A 3,319-nucleotide genomic window follows, 5' to 3' on the forward strand; every position below is an offset into this window, starting at 1 on the left:
GCCCGAGGGAATCTGAAGGCAGCGGCCGCAGGCCGCAACGAAGATGACGAGAGGGCAGTCCGGAGCGAAGGCTCCGGACCGCAATCGTGGGCGCGCGCCACCCACCCGACCCCGGCGGCGAGCGTCCCACGAAGATCCAACGCACACCCCACGAAGATCCAACGCAAGCCCCAAGAAGACCCAAAGCCCCTCCGAGCCCCCCCGCCCCCTACCTCGAATAAGCAGAAAACTTAGATTTAGAAATCGAAGTCGCCGCCACCTGCACATGCGGCGCTAATTCTGCCTCTACCCGCGCCACGGTCCACCTAGTAGTCGGCACAGAAATATTGATCGCCGCCACCGCCAACCCCCGATGATCGATCACCGGCGCCGCTACCGAAATATCCCCCAGCACCGTCTCGTTCACGATAATCGCGTAACCCTTTTCCGCTACCCGTTGCACGCGGTCCAGCAGCTTGTCGGGGTTCACCTCGGTATAGGGCGTAATCGGTTCCAGCCTTGTTTGCGCCAGGATCTCGCGGCGATGTTCGTCCGACAGCCGCGACAGGATCGCCGTGCCCGACGCCGTAAAAAACGCCGGCAGGCGGCTGCCCACCGCGATATCTACGTTTACCAGATGGTGGCCTGGAAAGCGGGCCACGAACACGATCTCGTGACCGTCCAGCTCTTGCAGATTCGTCGTCTCGCCCAGCGTCCGGCTGATGTCCAGCAGATACGGCGACGCCTTGTCGATCAGCTCGTTCGCACGCACATAGTTGTACGAAAACTGCAGCACCTTCGGCGTCAGGCCGTAATTGCGCGTATCCGGAATGCGGCGCAGATAGCCCAGCGTTTCCAGCGTATAGACCAGGCGCTGCGTCGCGCTGCGGTCCAGTCCGGATGCGCGCGCGATATCGGCCAGCGTCATGTGGCGTTTCGAACCATCGAACGCGTGCAGCACCTGAAAGGCTTTTTCAGTGGAACCGACAAACAGCGAAGACCGGGTCTCGGTCGGCGCCTGCGGTTTTTCCGTGTCGTCAGGGGTAGCTTTGCGCACAGGGAACAGCCTATTGAGTTCTAGGGATGCCGCGCAAGAATCAACGTGACGGGGTAATGCCGGCCCCTCATCGCGTATCGCGCTTAATGTAATTGTAATTCAATTATTAATAGCAAATATCAATTACTTCAAGCGCTTTCGTCAGCCCTGAGTTTCCAGCGGCACCCCCGGCTGCGAGGCAGACCGGGTGCCCGGCACCGGATGGCAGGACTGCGGGTGATAGGTATGCACCACAGACAGTTTTACGCGGTCGCTGCGGTTGCCTTGGGCCGCGTGCAAGGTGCGGCAGTGAAAGAACACCACATCTCCCGCCTCCAGCTCCGGGCAGACCGCCCGCGCGATCCAGTCCGCGTTCTGCGGCGCGTCGTCGCGGAAGAATTTCTGGCCATCAAACTGCTCAGCCGTAAACGCCGCCGCGTGCGACCCTGGAATGAACGACAGCCCGCCGTTCTCGCGCTTTTCAGGGCCCAGGGCCAGCCAACAGGACACCAGGTCCGTATCCGAAAACGACCAATAACGAATGTCCTGATGCCAGCCCGTCAGACTGCCGTAGGCCGGATGCTTGGTCATCACGCAATTGTGGTGCACGGTCGACAGCACGGCCGGCTCGCTGAAATAGCGGGCCAGCCACTGGCCGATGCCGGGGTCCGTCGCCCATTGGGCAAACAAGGGGTCGCGCGCATAGGCGCTGAGCAGGCGGCGCACGGTCAGCCCGCCTTCCGCGGTGCGCGACTCCGGCGCGCCGGGGTAGCGCAGATCGGCTTCGTATTCGATGGGGGCCACGTGCTCGCGCAAATGGCGTTCGGCCAGCGCGCGCAGCGCCGCTACCCGCTCGGCGTCCACGAATTGGCGCGCCACCACAAACCCCTGCTTGCGCAGGACGGCTATCTGATCATCAGGCAGTAACCCGGACATCTCGATCCTCACACCCCGCGGCGGTTGCGAAGCGTCTGCGTGCGGGGCAGGCGCGTACCGGTCAGGCGCCGGTATACGCGGGGATGGCTAGATTACCAAAGCGTCGCGCGCGCCGGCGTCAGGTGGACGGTGTTTTTTGGGCTGGCGGGGCAATCGGGGGATGCAGCCGGGCCGCGTCGCGTTCCTGCACTTCGTGGTGCACCCATTCGCGCCACACGGCCACCAGCAAGGCCATCAGCACCGGGCCCACGAACAGCCCCACGATGCCCATGGTCTTCACGCCACCCACCAGCCCGAAGAACGTGGGCAGGAACGGCAGCTTGACCGGTCCGCCCACCAGGCGCGGACGCAGGGTCTTGTCGACGATGAAGAGTTCGACACTGCCCCAGACCATCAGCGCGATGCCCGCCACCAGATGGCCGGAGCCCACCAGGTACAGCGACACCAGCGTAAACGACAAGGGCGCGCCGCCGGGGATCAGTGCCATGAAGCCCGTGACCACGCCCAGCAGCACCGGCGACGGCACGCCCGCCACCCAGTAGGCGATACCCAGCACCAGGCCTTCCCCCAGGGCGATCAGGCCCATGCCGGTGACGGTGGAATTGATGGTGGCCGGCACTACGCGCGAAAAGCGCTGCCAGCGCGCCGGCAGGATGCGTTCGCCCAGCACGTCCAGCTGGGCGACCATGCGGATGCCGTCCTTGTAGACGAAGAACAGCGTGATCAGCATGAACAGCACGGTCAGCAGCAACTGGAACACGTTGCCCGTGGCCGCCAGCACCATGCGGTAGATATTGCCCAGATGTTCGCCGCTGACGGCTTCGACCAGCGCGCCCAGCGCGTGGGGCTGGCCGATATACGATTCCCAGTATTGGCCCAGACGCTCGCCCACGACAGGCATGGACGTAATCCAGTTCGGCACGGCCACGCCGTGACGGTTGGCCGCGATGGCCCAGGCGAAAAAGGTACTGGCTTCCTTGATGGCGTAGGACAGCGCCAAGGTCATCGGCACGATCAGCACCACGACGACCACCAGCAGCGCCAGCGATGCCGCGACCGCCGTGCGGCCGCCGCAGCGCCGGACCAGACGCTGGTACAAGGGCCAACTGGCCAGTCCGATGATCAGCGCCGCAAGCGCGGGAACGAGAAAACCGCTAAGGAAGTAAACCCCTGCCAATAAGACAAGCAGCAGCAGCCAACGGGCGATCAGGTAAGCGGGTAGAACAGGCTGCATAGAGCGGATCGACAGTAAGGGCGTTGTAGGCTTTGACTGTCGGACTATACAGACGTTTCAAGAAATACGAGGGACGCAAGCCCTGTATTTACTACGGGGTTTCCCGTGGTTTTCCCGGCGTGGGGGGGGGGGGG

At 63.6% G+C, this 3,319-nt stretch carries 3 protein-coding genes; all 3 read right to left on the reverse strand.

The annotated features are described in order from the left end of the window. Positions 1–208: 208 nt before the first annotated feature. The 3 genes from ACE039_RS15310 to ACE039_RS15320 all read right to left on the reverse strand — a co-directional run bounded on the left by ACE039_RS15310 (position 209) and on the right by ACE039_RS15320 (position 3,185). Positions 209–1,036 carry an IclR family transcriptional regulator gene (locus ACE039_RS15310; protein WP_105560256.1) on the reverse strand — a complete coding sequence of 276 codons (828 nt, stop codon included), beginning with the start codon at positions 1,034–1,036 and terminating at the stop codon, positions 209–211. 141 nt (positions 1,037–1,177) lie between these two features. Further along, a complete protein-coding gene (locus ACE039_RS15315) occupies positions 1,178–1,951 on the reverse strand; it encodes a phytanoyl-CoA dioxygenase family protein (RefSeq protein WP_485822737.1) in 774 nt (257 codons plus the stop codon). 118 nt (positions 1,952–2,069) lie between these two features. Next, complete coding sequence (locus ACE039_RS15320; protein ID WP_448712396.1) at positions 2,070–3,185, reverse strand: AI-2E family transporter; 1,116 nt, start codon at positions 3,183–3,185, stop codon at positions 2,070–2,072. Positions 3,186–3,319 lie beyond the last annotated feature (134 nt).

The organism is Achromobacter maghribensis (assembly GCF_057334215.1).